Annotated in this window: 13 protein-coding genes and 1 riboswitch; of the genes, 8 read left to right on the plus strand and 5 right to left on the minus strand. The window is 61.2% G+C overall.

What is annotated here, in order from left to right; translation table 11 throughout:
* Window positions 1-121: 121 nt before the first annotated feature.
* Both WC683_11925 and WC683_11930 read right to left on the minus strand, forming a co-directional pair.
* Window positions 122-538, minus strand: coding sequence for an NIL domain-containing protein (locus tag WC683_11925; GenBank protein MFA4973315.1), 417 nt, complete (start codon window positions 536-538; stop codon window positions 122-124).
* 13 nt (window positions 539-551) lie between these two features.
* On the minus strand, window positions 552-1262 hold the full coding sequence (locus WC683_11930) for a UPF0280 family protein (protein MFA4973316.1): 711 nt from the start codon (window positions 1260-1262) through the stop codon (window positions 552-554).
* A gap of 198 nt (window positions 1263-1460) precedes the next feature.
* Between WC683_11930 and WC683_11935 the strand changes: the two genes are divergently transcribed.
* Window positions 1461-1742 (plus strand): hypothetical protein, encoded by a 282-nt coding sequence (locus WC683_11935; protein MFA4973317.1) that lies wholly within the window; start codon window positions 1461-1463, stop codon window positions 1740-1742.
* Between the two features lie 21 nt (window positions 1743-1763).
* Here WC683_11935 and WC683_11940 read toward each other — a convergent pair whose 3' ends face one another.
* A complete protein-coding gene (locus WC683_11940) occupies window positions 1764-2450 on the minus strand; it encodes a DNA methyltransferase (GenBank protein MFA4973318.1) in 687 nt (228 codons plus the stop codon).
* A 137-nt stretch (window positions 2451-2587) separates the two neighbouring features.
* A riboswitch (cobalamin riboswitch) is annotated at window positions 2588-2719 on the plus strand.
* Window positions 2720-2768: 49 nt separating this feature from the next.
* Between WC683_11940 and WC683_11945 the strand changes: the two genes are divergently transcribed.
* The 7 genes from WC683_11945 to WC683_11975 all read left to right on the plus strand — a co-directional run bounded on the left by WC683_11945 (window position 2769) and on the right by WC683_11975 (window position 12205).
* On the plus strand, window positions 2769-4772 hold the full coding sequence (locus WC683_11945; protein ID MFA4973319.1) for a TonB-dependent receptor: 2004 nt from the start codon (window positions 2769-2771) through the stop codon (window positions 4770-4772).
* Window positions 4769-6682 carry a hypothetical protein gene (locus tag WC683_11950; GenBank protein MFA4973320.1) on the plus strand — a complete coding sequence of 638 codons (1914 nt, stop codon included), beginning with the start codon at window positions 4769-4771 and terminating at the stop codon, window positions 6680-6682. Before WC683_11945 ends, WC683_11950 begins: the two co-directional genes overlap by 4 nt.
* A 23-nt stretch (window positions 6683-6705) precedes the next feature.
* Window positions 6706-7989, plus strand: coding sequence for a hypothetical protein (locus WC683_11955; GenBank protein ID MFA4973321.1), 1284 nt, complete (start codon window positions 6706-6708; stop codon window positions 7987-7989).
* A 59-nt stretch (window positions 7990-8048) separates the two neighbouring features.
* Window positions 8049-8885 (plus strand): helical backbone metal receptor, encoded by an 837-nt coding sequence (locus WC683_11960; protein ID MFA4973322.1) that lies wholly within the window; start codon window positions 8049-8051, stop codon window positions 8883-8885.
* Window position 8886: 1 nt separating this feature from the next.
* Entirely contained in the window at window positions 8887-9885 is a 999-nt protein-coding gene (locus WC683_11965; protein MFA4973323.1) for an iron ABC transporter permease, read from the plus strand.
* Window positions 9885-10667 (plus strand): heme ABC transporter ATP-binding protein, encoded by a 783-nt coding sequence (locus WC683_11970; GenBank protein ID MFA4973324.1) that lies wholly within the window; start codon window positions 9885-9887, stop codon window positions 10665-10667. The genes WC683_11965 and WC683_11970 overlap by 1 nt, the downstream gene beginning before the upstream one ends.
* A 128-nt stretch (window positions 10668-10795) precedes the next feature.
* Window positions 10796-12205 carry a hypothetical protein gene (locus WC683_11975; protein MFA4973325.1) on the plus strand — a complete coding sequence of 470 codons (1410 nt, stop codon included), beginning with the start codon at window positions 10796-10798 and terminating at the stop codon, window positions 12203-12205.
* On the opposite strand, the gene WC683_11980 is transcribed toward WC683_11975, so the two are convergent.
* Window positions 12206-14938: a glycosyltransferase gene (locus WC683_11980; protein ID MFA4973326.1), complete on the minus strand. Its 2733-nt coding sequence runs from the start codon at window positions 14936-14938 to the stop codon at window positions 12206-12208.
* A gap of 9 nt (window positions 14939-14947) precedes the next feature.
* A complete protein-coding gene (locus WC683_11985) occupies window positions 14948-16759 on the minus strand; it encodes a glycosyltransferase (protein MFA4973327.1) in 1812 nt (603 codons plus the stop codon).
* Between the last annotated feature and the right edge of the window lie 60 nt (window positions 16760-16819).

Below are 16819 nucleotides of genomic sequence, written 5' to 3' on the forward strand. Positions count from 1 at the left end.
TGCGGCCTTTTTCGCACCATCGCTGCGCACGATATCGATCATCTCCTCGGCGGTGACCACCACCGCCTTGCCGGATTTGATCTTCTCGTTGATCTCTTCGTATGTCTTTACCATTGGGACCTCACGAAAGATGTTCAGTCACTGACTGCAGCGCGCCGAACGGACACGCGGGTATGCAGAGCTCGCACGCTATGCACTTGTCGTGGTCGAACCCCACCTCCTGCGTCCCAGCCTTCACGTAGAGCGACTTGGGCAGGCACTGGGCCACGCACGCGCCGCAGTGCGTGCACTTGTCCTCGTACCATATGAGGTTCTTTGCAGGGAAGGTGATCCGCACCCCTCCGGCCTTGAGGTAATCGAGGGCCTTCTCCACGGCCGCCGGCTCACCCTCCAACTGCACGAACATGGCGCCGTCCTCCTCCGGAGTGACGGAGGCCTGCAGTATGTTCACGTCCACGTCGTGCTTGCGGATCATGCCGGAGAGCACGGGTTTCTCCACGAGGTCCGCCCTGAAATGCAATATCGCGCTCTTCTTCATAACTCATCTCCCTCTAGACAAACTCAATATCTCCCTTTACACCAAGTTTATCGCCGATTGCGACGATAATCCCCTTAACACCCTCGTGACCCATGGCCTCTTCTATAACTGCATCTATGTCGTCTTCCCTCTGAACCTTGTTGCAGAATGCGGTCGCGGCGGCGTCGGCTTCGACCGCACTCGCGCTCACTACGCACACGGCATCGGCCTTTCCGAACGACAGCGAGTGGCCGTGAGTGCCGCTCGACGTAGCGATGCCGATCGATCCCCCCTCCGGATCGACCTTGAACTTCACCTTGCCTGTGAACTGCGACGACTCGCCCGCATAGAGCGAGAGAGTGATCGGCCTCTTGGTCCTCGCGTATATGTCCCCGCCGTTCTCTATCATCACGTTGCCCGCGATGCGATCGCCCACGTACTCGGCCACGGCACCCGCGACCGCGGCCATGGGGCCCACGCCGAACCTGCGCGCAGCGTCCGCCATCTTCCTCACTATCAGCGGGGCGCAATGGATCGGATCGTGGGGTGAGAGTGCGGTCTTGAATCCTTCGTCGCGCTCGATGTAGGCCTCGAGCTGAAACCTGGCCTCGCCGAGGAGCACAAGCGCGCGCGAGACGACCTCCCGGTCGGCGAAGATGCACAGGTCGCTCTCCTGAAACGAGAGGTCGCTGCGCACGAGCCCCTCGGGCCTCGCCCTCTCCCTGTATGTGCGTTCCTCGTACAATGGATTCTCCCGAATGCGAAGGCGGCATAATGGTTGGAAAGCAGCCCGATTGTCAAGTCGGACTTTCAGAAATACCCTTTTTAATCAAATGTTTATAGCGTTCAGAAGCTTTTGAAAGAGTCGGCGGCCATGGAAAGAAATAGATTGAAGAGATGGACGCTTTATTGCAGCTTAGCTCAACCAATCAAGGGGGATCACATGACAAAGAAGATCGTTATCACCTGCCTCTGCCTCATGTTTCTGGCCGCCTGCTCACGCGGCATCACGAAGGAGCAGTACATCGACGCGATGGCCACGCTGGGTTGCAAAGGCGTGAACGAAGGCACGCCCGAGTCCGAGGCGATCTTCAAGGAAAAGAAGATCACCCTCCAGGGGGTCCAGGACTTCCGCAAGAAGGGCAAGGCCGAGGACATGCTCAAGGCGTCGATGGAGATCGCAAACCGCGTCATGGCCTGTCACGGGATGACGCCGCAGAACTGACGCGATCGTCCTTTCGAGGGATCATCGGTCTTTCTTCATTATAAAGAGATAGCTGAAACCGCGCAGGAAGTAGTTTCCCTTCAGGGCCTCCGTGTGCCAGTGACGGCGTTTGAGCTTGCGATTGCGGCGGGTGACGCAGACTATGTCGAGCGGGCGGAAGCGCTCGCAGAGCATGAGGAATAGCCTGAATCCGATCGGCACGAACCCCCTTTTCTTCTGAAACGTATCGGAGACGAAGAGCGCCATGCATCTGCCGGGCCTGAGTATCCGGTCGCTCTCCGCGATCACCTTGTCCATCTCCTTGAAATATTTTTCCTCGAACGCGGAGAGTTTGCCGATGCAGCGCGCGTCATCCGAGTACTCGATATGGTCCGAGTACGGCGGGTCTATGAACACGAAGTCGGCCTTCGCATCCTCTAGCGGCAGCTTTCGCGCGTCCGCGCAAAACACGTCCTTCCTCTCCGGCTTCAGGTCATAGCCCAGGGCGCGCCTGCCCAGCTCGCGCGCGACGTCGAGCGTGGTGCCCGAGCCCGCCATGGGGTCGACGACCAGGTCCTTCTCGCGCGTGTAACGCGAGAGCAGGTTCCATATGATATATGATGGCGTGGCGCCGGCGTAATCCTTGTCGCCCTGCATCGCGTCGCCGTAGTGCTGCGACGGAAAGTCCCACAGGGTCGTGCTCATAGGCTCCGGCATCTTCTTGGCCATAGCTGCCTCCAGGGGGTACGGATGCCAGAGCGGCGGAGAGAGCGCAAGCCGGCATTTGATCCTTCGACTACACTCAGGATTGACACAAGCGCCGGCTGCTGCTAGGCATGCCTCACAATCTGTGTAGCCGGGCGTGCAAGGGAAGCGGGTGCAAATCCCGCGCGGTCGCGCCACTGTGATGGGCATTAAGACCACCGTCGATTTAGTCACTGTCCCCATGGGACGGGAAGGCGAGGCGGTGGAGGCAGTAGCCCCAAGCCAGGAAACCTTGCGCCAAGGCGGTAAACGTTCCAGCCCTTCGCGGAAAAGAGGCGGCGCATGTTGCGTGCTTTCACAAAAACCCTTCTCCTGCGGAGAAGGGTTTTTCTTTTCGCCCTTCTCCTCGCAGCGCCTTTGCACGCCTACGCGCAGGACCCGGAGTCCATACTGCCAGAGGTCGCAGCGCCGCCCGCCGACATAGGCGTCGTGACAGTGAGCGACGAGGAAGAGAGCTCATCCGCCCAGGAGCCGGGCGCGTTCACCTCCGTGATCAAACCCTCCCAGTACGATCGGCGCGCTAAGTCCACCACGGAGCTGCTCTCGGAGACCGTGGGCGTGGACGTGACGAGCTTAGGCGGCGAGGGCGCGCTCTCCACCGCCTCGATACGCGGATCTTCCGCGGAGCAGGTGGCGGTATTCGTGGACGGCGTGCGCATAAATTCGTCGCTGACCGGCACGGTCGACTTCTCGACCATCCCCATGGAGTCGATAGAGCGCATCGAGGTCATACGCGGAGCGTCATCGGCGCGCTTCGGCACGGACGCGATCGGCGGCGTGATCAACATCGTGACGAAACGGGCGGGCGCGAAGCGCGCGATCGACGCAAAGATCACCGGCGGCTCTTTTCTCACTCTCCAGACCGCGGAATCATGGCGCGAGCCGCGCGAAGACTGGGACCTCGTGCTCGCGCACAATCACCATTCGACCGGAGGGGAGTTCACCTTCACCAGCGCCGGCATCCAGATGAACGGCGGCAGCGTCGCGGACCCGCGCACGTATCGCAGGCTCCACAACAAATCCATCTCAGAGGACCTGCTCGCAAAGGTGAATCTTGACATGCCCGGCTCGACTTCGCTGGGCGTATCCAACGACTTCTTTTGGACGGACCGCAACGTGCCCGGCATGGAGATAGAGACCACGCTGCTCTATCCCGCAAACCCGCTCGACGCGCATGAGGAGCTCTTCAGGGACACGACCGGGGTAAGATTCAACGCCGACGATCTGGGCGTGAAAGGCCTCTCCATGGAGGCCGGCGCGACCAACTCCTTTAACCACGATCACTTCACCGACCCCACCCCGGCGCTCGGCGGACCGATAGACGTGACATACGTCTCCCTCTCGCCGGAGGGACACGCGATGCTCATGCACGAGGCATCGCCGGGACCTGCAGACATATCCTCCATGCTGCGCTACCAGTACGGATACGACTATGCTTGCGACTCGTCGCCCATAAGCGGACGGCCTCTGATGGGATCGCACGGAAGGCACAGCAATGCCGCGTTCGCGGAGGTGGAGGTCGGTTTCTTCGATCGGAAATTGAAGTTCATACCGTCGGCCAGGGTCGAGGGCGCCACGGGGCGCAGGACCCGCGCCAGCTGGCGGGTATCCGCAATCGGCAGACCGGCCGGCTTCGTCGAGATCAAAGCCAACGCAGGCACCGCGTTCCGCTATCCCACGTTCATGGAGTTGTACTGGCCGGACCAGGGATACTTAAGGGGCAACCCGGATCTCGAGGACGAGCTCTCGTTCGGCTGGGACGCGGGTGTGGCCTTCACGCCCCCGAAGACCAGGATCGAGATCGCGTACTTCCAGAACTACATAGACAACCAGATCATCTACGTGCCGATCTCCGCGTTCACGATACAACCCGTGAACACCTCCAGGGTCAAATCCCAGGGGATCGAGTTCTCCGTCTCGTTCGAGCCGTGGAGATGGCTCGGCATATTCGGAAACTACACCTGGCTTGACGCAAAATACAGATCGAACGGGCAGAGGCTCCCGGGAAGGCCTGATCACAAGGCGAACGCCAGGATCGAGGGCCGCGCGGGGCCTCTGACCCTGTTCGGCAATCTGCAGTATGTGAGCGCATACCCGCTCAACGCGGCGAACACGGTCTCCATCACGCAGCGCACGACGGCCGACGCGGGCGCGACGCTCACATTCGCAAAACACTTCTTCGCCACGCTGGAGGTAAAGGACGTGACGAACGTGCAGATATACGACGCGCGCGGGTTCCCCCTGCCGCGCAGGAGCTACTGGTTCACGATGGGAGCGAAGACATGAATACAATGATGAAGAGACTGGGGATCGCGATCTTACTGGCCCTGCTCTGCGCCTGCGGCAACAGCCAGATCGTTGCGCAGCAGGGCGACCCCAATGCCAGCGCCTCTGCGTACGGCGTTTTTGCGCTCGCGGGAGATTTCCCCGCAGACGTGGTCATACCCGACATCGACGGCATGCGCTCCACCGCGTTCGTGGTCTCCGCGTCGGATCCGGCCGGCGTGATCGCGGTGGACATAGACTCCGACCCCATGGAGCTCTCGCAGGAATTCGCGGGCTTTCTGGCCGCAAACGGATCGGGAATACCTGCGAAACTCCTGATAACGGCGATCGATCAGGCCTATCTGCTAACGTCCAACGCCGTGATTTTGTTCGACCCGCGCAGCGGCCAGATGCGCGACTTTACGAGCGTGATCGAGGAGCTCTCCATAGCCCCAGGGCATCTCAATTCCGACGGCAGCGAAGCAGATATCACGTTAACACCCGTCTACCCGGGCGGAATTGCGATTGTGGGTGATAGGTTATTTGTCTCGAGCGCGAATTACATAAGGACCGAGGCGCCCGCGATTGCGGCCCCAGGCACGATCCAGGTCTTTCAAATCAATCCCGACGGCTCGACCGATCGCATCGACCACATCATCACTACCGGATTCAACCCAACAGGTCTTGCGGCGCGGGGTGACGACCTCATAGTGGTCAACTCCGGCGTAATCAACATCGTGGATTCAGAGGGCCGGCCGCAGACCGACGCGTCGATCGACATCGTGGATCCGGACGCCATGACCGTAACGGCCAACATATTGCTCGGCCCTGTGGCAGCGTCATATCACACACCCGCGATCACAAAGGACGGCTCGCGCGCGTTCGTTGGATCCGCGGCATACGGCCACCTCTACGAGATCGACCTCATAAACCGACAGGTACTGCGCAGCCTGGACAATCCGATAGCCATAACTTCGCAGTCGGACTTCATCAGCGCAGCAGCGCTCTCTGTGGACGACGGCCTCCTCTTTGCGTCGAGCTTTGAGCAGAGCGCCGTATTCCCTGTGGAGCTCACAGAAACAGATCCTGTCGCAGGCGCCCCCTTTGTCATTGGGTTTCCCGCCGGCGTGACGGACGAAAATCCGTCGGGGGCCAACACCGGCGCGGGTCCGATAGCGATTCGCCCCGGCTCGCGCGGCGTTGATTACGACGGCGCAGACCTCTTCGTGTTGACCGGATATCCCGGCATGCTGATGGCGATCGACACCGGTGCTCCTGCGCAGGCGTTCGTCGCGCCTTCAGAGGAAGAGACGGAAGACGACACGCCGGTCCCGGCCCCGCCATCCGGCGCAGACGGAGATGACTGTCAGGGTTTTGCTCAAGCCGTGACATCGGTCACGTACGGCCCGGGCGCAGGTTTCGGCCAGTCATCCATGCCTAACGTGGTGAAGGGCCCGCCGCGCGGCGCAGGCGAGTTATCTGGGAGCCTCCACGTGCTCTCTCTCGGCAAGGGAGGATCGATCGTAATCGATCTCAGCAACTGCCCTGCGATCAACGGTGCGGGCAGCGACTTCATCGTGTTCGAGAACGCATTCTCAATCGGCGGCAATCCATTGGCGCCATACGCGGAATTGGGGACAGTGAGCGCGAGCGCGGACGGGGTGACCTTTGTCGACTTTGCATGCGACTCGGGCAGCTACCCTTACACAGGCTGCGCAGGGTGGCATCCGGTGTATTCGAATCCGAGCAATGGCATTGATCCGTTCGATCCGGCCGTTGCCGGAGGCGAAGCCTTTGACCTTGGAGAGATCGGGCTCGCGAAGGCGCGATACATAAAGATCACGGATGCAGGGACCACAGGGAGCTCCGGCACCACGGCCGGATTCGACCTGGATGCAGTGGCAGTGGTAAACGGAGAGATCGACAACTGACATCACAACAAAAGGAGGAAGAGATGATACCGATTATTATCGCAGGCGTGGCAATCGCAGCGAGCGTGGTGCTGGCAAGCTGCAGTGATGACGAAGGTGCAAAGGACGATTCAGGCGTGCAGGATGCCGCATCCGACGTGGATTCGGATTCGGACGTGGATACGGATACCGACTCGGACACGGACACCGACACCGACGTGGACACCGACACCGACACCTATCCCGAGACCCCGTTCGCGCCCGGGATAAGCCTGTACTCTGAAGCGCCGTGCGCCTTCCCCGCGAGCGTCACGCACAATGCTCTCGACGACCGCCTCTACGTCACCTGCGGCATGCCGGGCGCACTCTGGAAATCGCCGCCGCTGGGCACCGGCGGCGACTGGGCCCAGGCAGGCTCGGTCCCGGGCTATCCCGCGAACCACATGATGATAGACGACCAGCACGCGGTCATCGCGAGGTCCGCGCCCGACGGCTTCACGGTGGTCGATTACACCGACGGTTCGGTGACTCAGGACGTGGATTTCGCGGACATCACGATCACCGACGAGCTCGATCAGCCGCTCGCGTTCACCCCGAACTACCCCGCAGGGCTCTACTTCTTCGAGGCCGGGACCAGGCTCTTCATCGCCACGTCGAACCTGGACAGCGTGGATTACGCCGACCCGTCGCTCACGACCTTTTTCGCAGGCACCGTGCTCTACTTCGACTACAACGGAGACGGGACATTCGACACGACGGCCGCAGGCTCGATAGAGACGTCCGGCGTGAACCCGACCGGCATAGCGGCGATAGGCGCTGCCTCCTTCGCAGTGCTCTCCTCCGGGCCTTACGCACCCAGCGTGGAGAGCGAGGCCGCGATCGACGTCGTTTCGCTGCCTGACCTCGACATGGAATCCGCCTCCCTCGGCTCTATCACGGGCCAGACGTCGCCCGTGATGCCTCTGACGGAAAGCGGGCTCGTCCTCATCGGGGTGCAGAAGCCGGATAACAGGATCATGGGCGTGGACCCGGCCACAGGCGAAACCTTGCTCGACCGCGCGATGCCGGACGTGGAGAACTTCATCTCCAACATCTGCGCACACGGCGACGTCGCGGCCATCTCCGACTTCGGGGCCTTCGGCGAGGGGAGCTCGATACTCTTCGCTCACACCCAGGCCGCAGGATGGCCGGGGATACCGATGACCTCGGTGGCCGGCGGCTCATCAGGCCCCGCGGTCGTGGTGGGCGACACACTATACCAGACCGTGACCGCCAACGACGGGATGTCAGGAAGTATTTGGGAAGCGAACTTGAGCGGGATGGAATAAATCTGCCCCCTCACCCTCCCCTCTCCCTCGAGGGGAGAGGGTCAGGGAGAGGGTGGTCAATGTCGACAATAATGAAGAGCTTCAGACTTGCGACAATTACCTTATTGATTGCATTTTCCCTACCCGTTTGGGCCGAGGCGCCCAGGCGCATCGTCTCGCTCAAGCCCTCGATCACCGACACGGTCTACGCGCTCGGACTGGGAGAGAGGCTGGTCGGCGTAACCAAGTATTGCGATGCGCCGGACGGCGCAAAGAAACCGGAGATCGCGGCCGACTACACTAGGCCGTACACCGAGCGCATCATAGGTCTCAGGCCCGACATCGTCATCGGCTCGGAGGAGAACTCGAGCCGGAGATCGATCGACGCGCTCCGCAGGGCGGGACTTTCCGTGGAGATCTTCCCCTTCACGACGCTGGGGGAGACGCTGGACTCGATCGAAAAGATCTCAGCCGTGCTGGGGGCGCCGGAGCGCGGCAAGAAGCTTCGCGGCGAGATCGAAGGCCGGCTCGATGCGCTCAAGAAACGCTACGGAGACAAAAAACCCGCCAACGCGGTGGTAGTCTGGGGACTCAAGCCGACCATCCTGGCCGGGCCCGGCACATTCATGGACGATGCGATCGCTTACATCGGGCTCACGAACGCGGCGAGGGGCACGAGCGTCAGGTATCCGAAGATAGGGCTCGAGCAACTGATCGCCTTTGATCCGGACATCATCGTAGACCTCTCCATGGACATCAAGCCGGGCTCCGCACAGGAGAGGCCCTGGAGCAATGTCGACTCGATCAAGGCGGTGCGCGAAGGCAGGGTGATCGCCATGGACCCCGGCATGTTCAGGGCCGGCCCCAGGATGCCGAACGCGCTTGAAAAACTCGCGGCCAGGATCTATGGAAATTGAGATGAGATCGCATCTGACATCCAGGCGCTGGATATGGATCAACGCGGGCCTCCTCGCCTTCCTGATCGCGTCGATCGCCTTCGCGCTCTTTCTGGGCTCCGAGGAGGCAAGCCTCCGAGCCGCGCTCTCGGGCGATGAGCGGGCGTACGCGATCATCTTCGTATCCAGGCTCCCGCGCATACTCCTCGCGGCGCTCGTGGGCATGGCGCTGGCCTCCGCAGGGGGCGCATTCCAGGCCCTGCTCAGGAACCAGCTGGCGGATCCGTTCATACTCGGCGTTTCCGGCGGCGCGGCGCTGGGCGCGGTCGCGGCCGTGGGCGCGGGGCTCGGGTTCACTCTGCAATCGATAGCCGCGTTCGGCGGCGCGATCGTCTCGATGCTCGCGATCTTCAACATCGGAAACGCGCGCAGGAGGCTCTCCCCTACCACCCTCCTGCTCACGGGCGTGATCTTCAACGCCTTCTGCTTCGCGCTGATCCTCTTCGTCAACTCGATCGTCACGATGGAAGAGGCGTACCAGATACTCTTCCTCCTGATGGGCAATATCGAACCAATGGGCATGGGCACGATAGCGGTGCTGGCTCTCTGCGTGCTGGGCGGATTCGCGATGCTCTGCGCGTGCTCCTGGCGGATGAATCTGCTCGCCATGGGCGATGCGGACGCCGCGTCCATGGGAGTGAACGTCGCGAGGCTGAGGGCCGTGGTGTTCATCGCAGCGTCGCTGATGGTGGGCGCGGCGGTGGCGGCGAGCGGGCTCATCGGGTTCGTGGGGCTCGCGGTCCCGCACATCATGAGGCTTCTGACCGGAGCGGATCACAGGCTGCTCGTTCCCGCCTCCGGCCTCGCAGGCGCCGCGTTCCTGGTGCTCGCGGACGCCGCAGCCCGCACCCTGCTCATGCACACCGGCTACGCCACGGAGCTGCCTGTAGGCGTGATCACCGCTATGGTCGGCGCCCCGTTGTTCATGATCCTTTTGAGGAGGCAGCAAAAAACGATCTGATGGATACCCTGCTGAAAACCAAAGACGTCGCGTTCGCGTACGGAGGGAATCCGGTCCTCCACGGCGTGAGCGTATCGCTGCGCTGGGGCGAGGTGCTCGGGATCATGGGGCCCAACGGAGCGGGCAAGTCCACCCTGCTCAACGTGATGTCCGGCGTCATGCCGCCCTCTTCCGGAGAGGTCCTGCTGCGCGACCTTTCCCTGAAGGATATCCCCCATCGCGAGCGCGCGCGCAGCATAGCCATCGTGCCTCAGGAGACGCACATCCCGTTTCCATTCACCTCGCTCGAGATCGTGCTCATGGGCCGCTCTCCGTATCTCCCGCGCTTCGGCTTCGAGTCAAAGGAGGACGTGGGCATAGCCATGGAGGCGATGCGCGCGGTCGATTGCAATGAATTCGCCGGACGCGACATCAGGTCGCTCTCGGGCGGCGAGCGCCGCCGCGTTATCATCGCGCGCGCCCTGGCCCAGAACCCCAAGGCGCTGCTGCTCGACGAGCCCACGAGCTTCCTGGACATCAGGCACACATCCGACCTCGCCAAGCTCATGCGCGGCCTGGCAAAGAAGTGCGGCATGGGCGTCGCCTGCGTGATGCACGATCTCAACCTCGCGACCTCGACATGCGACCGCATCGTCCTGCTCAAGGAGGGCCGCGTGGCTGCCGAAGGGGCGCCCTCCGAGGTGATAACGCCGGAGATCATAGAACGCGTGTACGGCGCCCGCATCACCATCGGCCGCGATCCTGATTCAGGCCGCCAATACTGCATCCCCATGCATGAGTGACCGCGCTCCATCACATCTCTAACCAATTGATATATTTATATATTTCACACAGACGCGTTTTTTCCCTTTAAAAATCAGTTTTTGCCGTGTTAGCGTCGCATAATTATTCACCTGCAGGAGAAAGCTGAGTGAACAGGATCGATCAATTTCGAAACGACATCCGCAAGGCGATAGAACTCGCGTCAGGCGGGAATGACTCGGATGTATCCGGCTTCGAAGATCTTATCGAAGCGTTTATCGAAAAACCCAGCATGAGGCTTTATAACCACATTTCCGATAACCTGGGGAAGCGGGGTGTAAACCAGCGACTGAGGCGCGAATTCGATCAGAGGTGGAGACCGTTTCTCTTCATGCCTCCCGGGGAGGTCACAAAGCAATTCGCACAAGTCCCGGCCGCACCGAAGGCTGCACCGAGTTCATCCAAGCCTGTGAAGCCTCTTGCCATAATCGAAGATCTCCCGCCCAAACGCGAGGAACCGGTCAAGATCAAAGAACCGGATGCCCCGAAGATCGATCGAACGAACGAAGCCGTAGAAAAAAACGCCGTGCTACCATTGAGGACCTATTACGAAGAGGTCGACCTCCTCACCCGCACCTTCCAATATCGCGAACCCGCGCCCGCGAATCCGTATGAATTCGGGATGAACGAATACAGGAAGAGCGACCTCAACGCGTTCCTCGACATGTTGAAGAAGGGGAAGATGACGCTGGCCATCGGACGACGAGGCTTCGACATCGACGGCAGCTGGGCAAGATACCTGGAGCGCTCTCTCCTCGACGACCTGCAGCAAACCGTCATGACGGAGCTATCGCAGCCCACGAAGGACGCGTGGCGATCGGAGGTCGAGAGGATAAAGAGAACTTTTTCCGACGATCGGACAGCCGGAATCCTGATACTCAAGTACGGCGATGAATTCATAAACCAGAATGGCGAGGTGATGGACGACAGGATAGACGAGTCGTTCATCCGGTCCCTCCGATCCCATTTTCTCCTCCATCCCAACCCTCATCGTCACATGGCCATCATCGGGACGAACGCCTGGCACTCAGGGAGGAGCACCGGGCACATGTTGGCGCCCCTCCTGAAGCGGCTGTTCGCGGAGGCAGAAGCGCCGATCAGCGGCATGGCGTTGCATTTGATGCAGCTGAACCACAGGCAGGTTGCGGAGATGCTCTGGGGCAGAGGGCATGATCAAAGGCCGGGGTACAATCCGGATGCCGTCGAATACATGATCAGGATCATAGAAAACCATCTGCCGCTGTTGCCGATCTTCATCAAGTACTTGCAAAAGGAAAACCTGAACCCCCTCAACCACAAGGAGTTCGAAAAGTTCGAGAGCCGCATCGCGCTCATCGGCTCCAGGTTGTCGCATCCCCGGCCGGGGTCGCAAACTCTGCTTACGGTGACGACGCGCTCCAAAGGCGTCCCGGATTGGTACAGATCCAGGCTCAACAATCAGACAACGACCTACGGAAGGGTCGCATGCGCCCCATGCGTCTCGCACACGATCTTCAACGTGAACCTCAAAGCCCTCTGATCAGGAAAAATGCAGGATGCCCCGCAGGAGCTCCTTCAGATATCCCCTCGTGAACCGGCCGTTGAACTGAGAGTCGCCGATGCGCAGATAGTTCGGATGCACGATCCTCATTCTCTCCTTCTCGTCGTCCAAGGTCCTTGCGATTCGCGCCAGCATGCCGGGATCGAAATCTCCGTCCTTCTGATAGTGGACGAAGACGTTGCATCCCTCATAGACGCTCTTGTAGGTGCTGAAGAGAGATCCGAACGTGCTCCCCGGATAACGGAAGTTCGTCATCACGATCGGCACGCCGCTGGCCATGGCCTCCATGGAGGACATCCCGAAGGTCGCTTCGTCGCTGAACTGCGACACCAGGTCCGCGCTGGCCATGAGATCCTGCAGCGTAAACGGATACTCACCCGTCGGCTCGTGAGGAATAAAACCCAGGAGATGGACCTTGTCCGCCAAACCCATCTCCTCAGCCATCGCATCGAACGACTCGCGCGTCTCCTTCTCGTCACCGGACCACTTCGTGCGGTGATCGCTCGCCACGGATTCGCCCAGCACCAGCAGATGGATATCGCGATCGATCAACGGCTTGAGGCCGGCGACGAGTTTGAGCGTCATGTCGAGCCTCTTGACGCCTGCAATCCTCGACGGCGAGAGGATCACGACCGCGTCCTTCGGCACGCCGTAAAGCTCGCTCAGGGAATCGCGGACCTTATCGGCCCTGGACCTCATGAGTCTTGCGAATCTCGCCGCCTGATCCTCGCCATCCTCCCTTTCCATGGGCGCAGCGTTCACGCCCGAGACGGAGGGCGACTCATCCCCGGCAAAGAGATTGACCCCCCTTGGAAGGAAAAACGTCCTGTTGATCCCGTACTGTCTGCCGGCGATCACCCCGCCGGCAGGGCTCTCGACGAGGTGGACGACGCCCCGCATGTTGGGATCCAGGTTCGGATGCCTGTCCTGCCAGAGCGCGATCCTGGGAGCCTGACCTTCCGGATCGCGGAAGTAATTGTCGCGGAATATCACGCGCATTTCGCGACCCACGCTCGCAAGCAGGAGCTTGGCGCCCAGTATCGCAGGCATGGCGATTGGATTCTCGAAGACGTTGCCCATCTGGCTGGCGATTACGACCTCGATGCCGGACTCAAAGGCCCACGCGGCTATCTCATGAGCGGAGCGCTCCACCGCCTCGTCATAGCGCATCTGGAGTTCGTCCGCCGAGACTTTTGATTCGGGATCAAAGATGTGCCTTGTTATGGAATCGAAGTGCGTTGCGCGGTCCACTGCGGGCAGGATCGTTTTGACGGCGGCGGACGGCAGAGACGCATCCTCATGGAAGAAGCCGGCGCCTACGAAAATTTTGACGCCCGTGGAGCCCAGGTCATCGGACAACCAGTTGAGCCAGTTCAGGCACTCCCGCGCCGCCCCTCCCGGCCCGAATCCGCCGCGGATGAAACCTACGCCCTCAGGCAGCCCCTCGTGTTCGTCGACGCCGGCCCGCGCCTTGAGAGATCTGCGCCCCGCGACCAACGAGCTGTTGTGGAGGGCCAGCCCGCACCTTATGCGAGCCAGATCATGCACGGCCCGGGTCATCCCCTGTTCCGCAAGCCTGCGAAGCCCGTCCAGCACCATCTGTCCGCGGGTGGGCATCCTGGACTTGCCGGGCGCCCCGCTGGGCTCGCCGCTCTCAAGCCTGCCGAACTCCCTCTCGCCGAGCAGCCGCTCGGAATCGATGACGAGCGTCTGGCCATCGATCCTCACCGGCAGGCCGAACAGATCCCCATTCTCCGCGGCCTGAGCTATTATCTTGGGATGCAACATCCTGGACGATATGTTCTCCAGCACCGACTTCAAGCGCGCCTTGAAAACGCGCTGTTCAACCATGGAGGTCCTCGCCTTATCCACCTTCAAGTTTCTGATGCCGCGCTCAAATTGAAGCTGGGTGAGCAGGAGTATGAGTTGATTCTCCCAATCGGACGGCCAGAGCGAGGGCGAGATCAAGTTCAGCCCGAGCGCCGTGCGCATCCCGTGCTGGAGGTAAGGCTCGCCCAGATCCCTGAGCGCGTCGAGGAACTGAAGGGAGACCGCCCCGCCCACCTCCCAATTCCTCCGCACAAGAGCGATGACCGCGTGCAACCTGAGGTAGGGGTTCTCCTCCGTGAGAAATGAGAGGGCGTAGTTAACTGCCGCAGGGCTCGGGGGCAAAGGAGACTCGAACTCCCTCGGCACCCTCCTGTCCCAGAACATATCTATTGCGGCTTCGTTCGACGGCTCCGTGGAGATCGCATCGACCCCGATCATGTAAAAGAGCGAGGTGTTGCCCATCCAGAGGGCCGGCTCCTCCAGGAGCGCCCGGATATTTATCTCCCCCGACTCGGACGCTTTGTACCATCGATCGCCGATCAGCACCAAGTTGTCGAGCCGACGACCGTGCGAGACCTGAATCCCCTCCAGCGACATCGTCCGGCCCTCTTCGCCGGTGAAGACATAGCCCTCTTTTCTATCCCTGGGATTTTTCGGGGCCGTGCCTATTTTGTATCTGAACACCTCCCTCACGACAGAGCCCCCTGCGTTGAGAGCCAGTTTGTTGTCGCGCGTAAAAGCAGGGGGCGCGCCTACAAGCCTCGCGATGGGAACAACGCCCGGCGCCTGGGGCAAGACAGAGGGCGTCGTCGAAGCCGGAGTCACGGGCCCAGCGGCAGGAGAGAAGATCGTCCCTGGATTAAACGAAATCGAAGTGTTCATCTGATCCGATTATTTCCTGCTGATGTCGAAGACCTTCTCGACCTCGCCCACGAACGTGCGGGTGAGCTCGGGCCATTCGAACTCGCGGACAGCCTCGCGGCCGCGCGCGGCCAGATCCCTCGCGGCAGCGGGATCTGCGATGAGCGAGCGGAAAACCTCCGCGTATCTATCCACCTCTCCATCCTGCATGGGCACCACCACGGCCGCATCGCCCTTGTCCGCTATGTAGGTCGCATACGGGATCATGTCGGAGGCCACCAGGGGCAGCCCCCCTGCGGTCATGTCCATCACCGACATCCCCCAGCCCTCCATGCGCGAGGCGCTGGCCCCGATCGCCGCCCGGAATTGATCGCGCCCCTCGCCGTGCGGCAGGCTGCAGAGCGGCCCCATGCACCTGGCCGGAACCCTGCCGATCAAAAAGACCCGGTCCGAAAGCCCCAGCTCATCTATGCGCGCCTTGATCCCGTCGTACACCCCTGCGCCGTCCCTCATGCCGGTGATGAGCATGATCGTGTCTTTCGGGAGACTCGGCATCACCTCGACGAGAAGGACCTTGCGCTTGGTCTCGTCCATTCGGCTGGCCTCGACGATCACATTCAGGCTCTGCGGATCGCGCCGCATCCTGTCCACCACCTCCGCGGGCACGGTCCTCTCCGGAGGATGGGCCTTCTCCTCGGGGAAGAGATCGGCCCTGCCCTCCATGTAATCGAAGAGGAGCTGGACGTCGGGATGATTCACATTGTCGCGCGGATAAAAGCCTTTGAACTCCGTGCCCGGCGGGAACCTCACCAGCGGCATATCCTCAGGCATACCCAGCCATCGCGTCTGATCCAGTATCTCGGCGGAGGTGTAGGCGATCAACTTCGCCGGCGGCGCGTCCGGATACAGGAGCTGCCCGAGGGCCAGCTGCGCCCCGCCGACCAGCGCCCTCTCCACCAGCTCGCGCATGGAGAAATTCATGGCCATGTACTCCCACCTGCGCGCCTTCTCCTTCAATTTTTTGATAGACTCGTCGGCGTCATCCGACTTGGGCATCTCATCCATGTTTTTCCGCTTGAGGGTCCCTATGGAGTGCGAGGTCCATGCGTGCCTGTTCACGGCATCCAGGCGGCCGGCAAGCTCCGGATCCTCGCTCAGATAGGTCGCGAGGCTTCTGATCACAGTCCTGATAATGCCGCCCGCCATGGGATTGCAAAGCGAAGTGGGGTCGAATCCGAACTTATCGGCTATCCAGCCGGAGAGAACCTCATGCTGCCATCCCCTCACCACGAGCTGGCCGATCACTCCTCCATCCCAGTAGTGGGAGTTGATCCAGGCAACGTGCTCCCAGGGCTTGACCTTGGCGGCGCGCGCCTCCTCAGCTATGAAGTGCGACAGGTTTTGGGCGATGACAGGGAGCTCCGCGAATATCTGCTCCTTGGCGACGAACTCCGGCTCCACGCCCGGGACGAAGACGTAGCGCGCCAGCGGCTCGTTCTCAAAGAAATCCACTCCCCTGCGGTCGCCGAACTTCTCGTATTCGGCGGCTGGCCTGAATGCGCGAGTGGCGATCGTCACCTTGTAGCCCAGAGGCACCAGATTCTCCGCGACCTTGTTGACGTACGTTATCTGGCCGCCGGAGTCGGGGCCGCTCGTGGGCCAACGCGTGTCCGGGCCCGGATAGCCGTGATTCGTGACGAGCAACGCGTGCGGACGCGCCACCGCGAGGAACGCATCGTTCTTTTCCCTGATGTGTTGCGGTTGTGCGGCGACGGCGAGCGAGATCAAAGATGGTCCTGAATAGCCGGAGGCAGAGACGAGGGGAGAGGAGATTGGGCGCATCAGCGATGACAAGTCGGCCTCCAAAAGATGTCGTAACACGCGATGGATCGGCCTTTATGC

The sequence above is a fragment of the bacterium genome (assembly GCA_041648665.1).
GTDB lineage: Bacteria > UBA10199 > UBA10199 > 2-02-FULL-44-16 > JAAZCA01 > JAFGMW01.